Below are 4,752 nucleotides of genomic sequence, written 5' to 3'. Positions count from 1 at the left end.
GGCAAAGAGTTGTTGACTGACCCACCGCCATCGCAGGCAAGCCAGCTCCCACAGAAAAGCAAAGCTGCGGTGTAGCAGTGAGCTGATACCTGAAGCCGAACCGGATTAAAAATGTGGGAGCGGGCTTGCTCGCGAATGCATTGTGTCAGTTGATAGAGTCCTTGGCTGACTCACCGCCTTCGCGAGCAAGCCCGCTCCCACATTTGGATCTACCTACATCAGATAGAAGCTGTGCTGCTTTGCTGTGGCCCTGCTTTTGCCTTCTCCGGCATTACTCCGCGGGGCACCCTGATCGTTCCCGCGCTCTGCGTGGGAACGATCAGGTGTGGCGGGTCACTCGAGCCTACTCAGCCAGCCCCAGCATTAGTTGATCGCGTTAAGGCAGAAAGATGATCTTGTCTGCACTGCCTTGATTCACTTCGGCGTAACTCTGCAGCCCATCAACCAGCGCCACTTCGCGCAGGCCGGTCGGCAGCGGCAGCAAGCCTTCGTCAAAGAAGCGCCCGAACTGCTCCAGCATCACGGCGCACTGTTCGCAGTTGTAGAGCAACGAGTTGATGCCGACCACCGAGCCGCCTTTGCGGTACAGCGCCAGGGCCGGCAGTTGCACGTGCCCGTCGACCGGCGCGGCGATGATCGCAATGCGGCCGAACGGCGCCAGGCCCGCCACCGCAGCCGGCAGCCAAAAGCCTGTGGTGTCGAAGATCACATCCGCACCGCCCTTGAACAGCGCAGTGACCTGCGCACCCAGTTCTTCGGGCTTGCCCAGCGCTATCGCGTCGTAACCCTGCGCCTGCAGCAGGTCAACCTGGTCGGCCTTGCGCACCGCCGCCAACACCTGCGCGCCACGAATTTTCGCCAACGCCAAGGCCGCACTGCCGACGGCCCCGTTGGCACCAATCACCAGCAACCGCGTGCCTTTGCCGACACCGCTGCGCTCCAGGGCATCCCAGGCGGTGGTGTACGGCACGCCGAGGCTGGCGGCTTGGGCGAAACTCAAGTGCGTGGGCTTGTGCGCCACGCCCTTGGCCGAGACGGTCAGGTATTGGGCGTGGGAACCGTCGGCGAAAAAGCCGAGGTCACGGCCGGTGCCCCAGACTTCCTGGCCGACCAACGCTTGCGGCCCGTCTACTACCACACCAGCAAAGTCCCGCCCGGGAATACGCGGCAACGTGGTGTAGGGGAATCGCCCCAGCACGTTTTTAACGTCGCTGGGATTAAGGCCCGCCGCCTTGACCTGTACCAAAACCTCACCGGCGGCAGGCACCGGGGTGGCGACGTCGACGACAGTCAGGGCAGTGAGATCGCCCGTGGCGGAAAATTGCAGTGCTTTCATGGCCAATATCCATCGAAGGGGAAAAGAACAATCAGGACAACCATCCGCTGACCAACTGCCGGCCCATGGGCCAGAGCTGTTCGCCGAGCAACATGCCCATCAGCCCCACCAGGGCGATGGCGGGCGGCGCAGGCGAGCGGAAATCCAAGGCACCGTAGATCACGCCGACAAACAGGCCAATGGCGAGGGATATCACGTAGTTCATGGGTGGGCGCCTTGTGGGTTGATGGGCTCAGTGTAGAGAGCCCGTGCCTGAAGCATCGGCCAAGTGCTTCAGGATTTCGGCCAAACCTTCAACCGACGTATTGCGACGGCGCCACGCCCAGTTCACGGCGGAACATGTCGCTGAAACTGCTGGGCGAATAGCCCAGGGACCGCGCAATGCCGCTGACCGATTGGCCCTGGATCAATTCCGCGACCGCCGTGGCCAGCTGCACTTGGCGGCGCCACTCGGCAAAGCCCATGCCCAGGTTGTTCTGGAACAGCCGCGCCAGGGTGCGCACGCTGGCTCCGGCCGCCTCGGCATGCTGTTCGAAAGGAATCTCCAGCGAGGGTGCGGCTATCACCGCGTGGCAGGCAGTGCTCAGCCGGCGGTCGGCGTCTACCGGCATGGCGATGCGAATCTGCGAGCGGCGCGCCCGTTGCAACTCCAGCAACGCCAAACCCACCACGGCGTCGTAATACGCCGCATCACCGTTATCACCTTGGTCGACCAGGGTGACGATCAGTTCGCGCAGCAGCCCACCCACTTCGATCACCTGCACCTGGCTGTCGAGCGTCGCCGCCAATGCCGGGCGCAGGTAGATATTGCGCATTTGCAAATCCGAGACCACGCGAATTCCGTGCTCGACGCCCGGAGGCAACCACACCGCACGCTGGGGCGGTACCACCAGGGCTTCGCGGGGCGTCTCGACCCACATCACGCCGCTCATGGCGTAGAGCAACTGGCCCCAGTCGTGGCTATGGGGCTCTATGTACAAACCACGCGGGTAGGTGCGCGCCAAGGGTTGCACGGGCACGGCGTGATCACTGAGGTCGGGGGGCGCGGCGAGGGCCATGAAGGAAGCACATCAATCAAGGGTGAGCGGCCATGGTAATGACCGCCACCCGACAATCCGAGAGAATTTTCAGGGTTTTCAGCCGTGGGCGGATTTAGTGCACTCACAGCCCGTCGCCGAGGCGCAGGGTTCGCCATGCGCATGGTGCTCGGCGCAGCCTTTACAGCAATAGCCTTTGCCATCTTTCATCACCGCATCAGTGCCCAGCACGCATTTGCAGTGTGGGCAGGCACAGGTTTTATCAGCCATGTTCAGACTCCTTTTTCATGGTCGTCCAGGTGCGGCGAGCGCCGCACCTTAAGCAGTGACTATAGGCAAGGCGCCAAGGTTCAGCGCCGTTAATCGGCCAGGCGGCTATTGCTGCGGTACATGAACACCAGCGCCAACGCCAACAGCAGCATCGCCACGATTCGGCTGCCCGACAGCTCGATGGCCGGGTTGCCCAGCCACCCGAAGTTGTCGATCAGCATGCCCATGCCCAACTGCCCGACGATCACCGCCACCGTTGCCACAGCCGTGCCGACCACCGGCACCGCGCCGACCATCACCATCATGTACACCACGCCGAACAGCGCGCCGGTCAGTTGCCATTTGGGCACGTCCAGCAGGCTGATCGCCTGGGCGGGCTCGAAGAAGAAAATCAGCAGCGCCGTGGTGATGGCGCCGACCGCGAACGTCAGCAAGCTGCTGCGCAACACCCCCACGGCCTGGCCCAAGCGCCCATTAATCGCCGCTTGCACGCTCAACACCGCACCGGCGGCAATCACCAGCACCAATAACAAAATCAGGTTCATCGCCTTACCCTCGTGCAATCAAAACAAGTGCCGTCACAATCAACGCCAGCGCGATCCAGCGCTCGGCATTGACGCGTTTGCGCGCAGTGCCGAACCAGCCGAAATGGTCGATCAGCACGCTCTTGCCGACTTGGCCCGACAGGATCGCGATCATGGTCATGGCGATACCAATGTGGGGCGTGGCCAGGGTCAGCACCACCACGTACATCGGCCCCAAAAAGCCGCCGATCAACTGCCAGCGCGGCAGGTCAGTCAATGCCGGGCCTTTCTGCGGGCCGCTGAACAGCAAAATCAAAAACAGAATGGCGGTGCCCACCCCGAAGATGCTCAAGGTCGCCCACAAGTGGCCCACCTGTACACCCAGTGGCCCGAGCAAACCCGCCTCCACCGACAGGCCCATGCCCGCCAGGATCACCAGCGGCAACAACAGCAACCGCAGTAGATTTTTTTTCGGCGTGGCCAGCGCCACACCCTCGGTAGAACTTGCCTGCATACATCACCTGCACTTCAAGATAGGAAACATGGCGCGCATTATCCGGTGGCCGTCCTGTGCGATAAATGGGAGCATGCTCACAACACCTTTGCGCATTGCGCACAGCCTGGAGTCACGATGCAGGGTTTGAATGAACTGAGTTTCAAGGCGCTGCGCCTGTTCGTCGCAGTGCTCGACCACGGCAGTTTTTCTGAAGTGGCGCGCCGCGAAGGCCTGGCGCCCTCCTCCATTTCGCGGCAGATCCAGTTGATGGAACAGGCCATCGGCCAGCAGTTGCTCTATCGCCATACGCGCGCAGTCAGCCCCACCGAAGCCGGGCGCCTGCTCGGCCAACACGCACGCGTGATGCTGGAGCAACTGGAAGCGGCCGGCCAGGCCCTGCAGGAACAGGACAGTGAGCCCAGCGGCCTGGTGCGCATCAACGCGCCGATGGTGTTCGGGCAGCGGCATCTCTCTCCCTGGTTGGGCGAACTGTGCCGGCGCTACCCGAAACTGCAGCTGGACATCCAGCAAACCGACACCTACGTCGACCCGCTGCAAGACGGCACCGACCTGCTGTTTCGCATCGGCGTGCTCAACGATTCCGGCATGCAGGCACGTATCTTCGCGCCCCAGCGCTTTCGCATCGCTGCCAGCCCGGCCTACCTGGCGCAGCATGGGACGCCCAGGCACCCCGACGAACTGGTCAACCATCAATGTCTGGCCTACAAAGGCATCACCGGCCAGCAACGCTGGTTCTTCCGCCGCGACGGCAGCGACTGGACGCCCTACAGCGTCAAGGGCCCCATTACCGGCAACCACGCCGACACCCTCACCCACGCCGCCGAACAAGGCCTGGGGCTGGTGGTGTTTCCTTCCTGGCTGATCGGCGAAGGTTTGCGCGCCGGCACTTTGCAAGCGGTGCTGACGGAATATGAGGTCGCGACTACGTTAGAGCCGCAGCAGATAGCGGCGCTGTGGCCGGGCAGCCGGCGGTTGTCGCTGAAGGTGCGCACGGTGATCGATTATTTCGTGGAGTGTTTCGGCACGGTGCCGTATTGGGATCGGTGAGCGGTTCGGATCTCGCCAAAC

At 62.6% G+C, this 4,752-nt stretch carries 7 protein-coding genes; 1 reads left to right on the top strand and 6 read right to left on the bottom strand.

Annotation, left to right across the window (positions count from 1 at the left end; translation table 11 throughout):
• Window positions 1-376: 376 nt before the first annotated feature.
• The 6 genes from WBB95_RS29265 to WBB95_RS29240 form a co-directional block, all read right to left on the bottom strand.
• Window positions 377-1,336 (bottom strand): quinone oxidoreductase family protein, encoded by a 960-nt coding sequence (locus WBB95_RS29265; RefSeq protein WP_424490756.1) that lies wholly within the window; start codon window positions 1,334-1,336, stop codon window positions 377-379.
• 31 nt (window positions 1,337-1,367) lie between these two features.
• A complete protein-coding gene (locus WBB95_RS29260; protein WP_424490755.1) occupies window positions 1,368-1,541 on the bottom strand; it encodes a DUF1427 family protein in 174 nt (57 codons plus the stop codon).
• Window positions 1,542-1,629: 88 nt separating this feature from the next.
• Window positions 1,630-2,394 carry an AraC family transcriptional regulator gene (locus WBB95_RS29255; RefSeq protein ID WP_424490754.1) on the bottom strand — a complete coding sequence of 255 codons (765 nt, stop codon included), beginning with the start codon at window positions 2,392-2,394 and terminating at the stop codon, window positions 1,630-1,632.
• A gap of 78 nt (window positions 2,395-2,472) precedes the next feature.
• The gene (locus WBB95_RS29250; RefSeq protein ID WP_424490753.1) at window positions 2,473-2,643 is read right to left on the bottom strand and encodes a metallothionein; all 171 of its coding nucleotides are present in this window, start codon (window positions 2,641-2,643) and stop codon (window positions 2,473-2,475) included.
• A gap of 89 nt (window positions 2,644-2,732) precedes the next feature.
• Window positions 2,733-3,188, bottom strand: coding sequence for a DMT family transporter (locus WBB95_RS29245; RefSeq protein ID WP_424490752.1), 456 nt, complete (start codon window positions 3,186-3,188; stop codon window positions 2,733-2,735).
• Between the two features lie 4 nt (window positions 3,189-3,192).
• On the bottom strand, window positions 3,193-3,681 hold the full coding sequence (locus WBB95_RS29240; protein ID WP_424490751.1) for a DMT family transporter: 489 nt from the start codon (window positions 3,679-3,681) through the stop codon (window positions 3,193-3,195).
• A gap of 117 nt (window positions 3,682-3,798) precedes the next feature.
• Between WBB95_RS29240 and WBB95_RS29235 the strand changes: the two genes are divergently transcribed.
• Window positions 3,799-4,731, top strand: coding sequence for a LysR family transcriptional regulator (locus WBB95_RS29235; protein WP_424490750.1), 933 nt, complete (start codon window positions 3,799-3,801; stop codon window positions 4,729-4,731).
• The last annotated feature ends 21 nt before the right edge of the window (window positions 4,732-4,752 follow it).

The sequence above is a fragment of the Pseudomonas sp. genome (assembly GCF_049645325.1).
In the GTDB taxonomy this organism is placed as follows: domain Bacteria; phylum Pseudomonadota; class Gammaproteobacteria; order Pseudomonadales; family Pseudomonadaceae; genus Aquipseudomonas.
Note: the sequence above shows the minus strand (reverse complement) of the source record. Positions and strands in the feature narration are given on the sequence as shown.

Coding starts and splice junctions, on each gene's coding strand:
- WBB95_RS29265 (WP_424490756.1), bottom strand. CDS start 1,336: ATGAAAGCACTGCAATTTTCCGCCACGGGCGATCTCACTGCCCTGACT.
- WBB95_RS29260 (WP_424490755.1), bottom strand. CDS start 1,541: ATGAACTACGTGATATCCCTCGCCATTGGCCTGTTTGTCGGCGTGATC.
- WBB95_RS29255 (WP_424490754.1), bottom strand. CDS start 2,394: ATGGCCCTCGCCGCGCCCCCCGACCTCAGTGATCACGCCGTGCCCGTG.
- WBB95_RS29250 (WP_424490753.1), bottom strand. CDS start 2,643: ATGGCTGATAAAACCTGTGCCTGCCCACACTGCAAATGCGTGCTGGGC.
- WBB95_RS29245 (WP_424490752.1), bottom strand. CDS start 3,188: ATGAACCTGATTTTGTTATTGGTGCTGGTGATTGCCGCCGGTGCGGTG.
- WBB95_RS29240 (WP_424490751.1), bottom strand. CDS start 3,681: ATGCAGGCAAGTTCTACCGAGGGTGTGGCGCTGGCCACGCCGAAAAAA.
- WBB95_RS29235 (WP_424490750.1), top strand. CDS start 3,799: ATGCAGGGTTTGAATGAACTGAGTTTCAAGGCGCTGCGCCTGTTCGTC.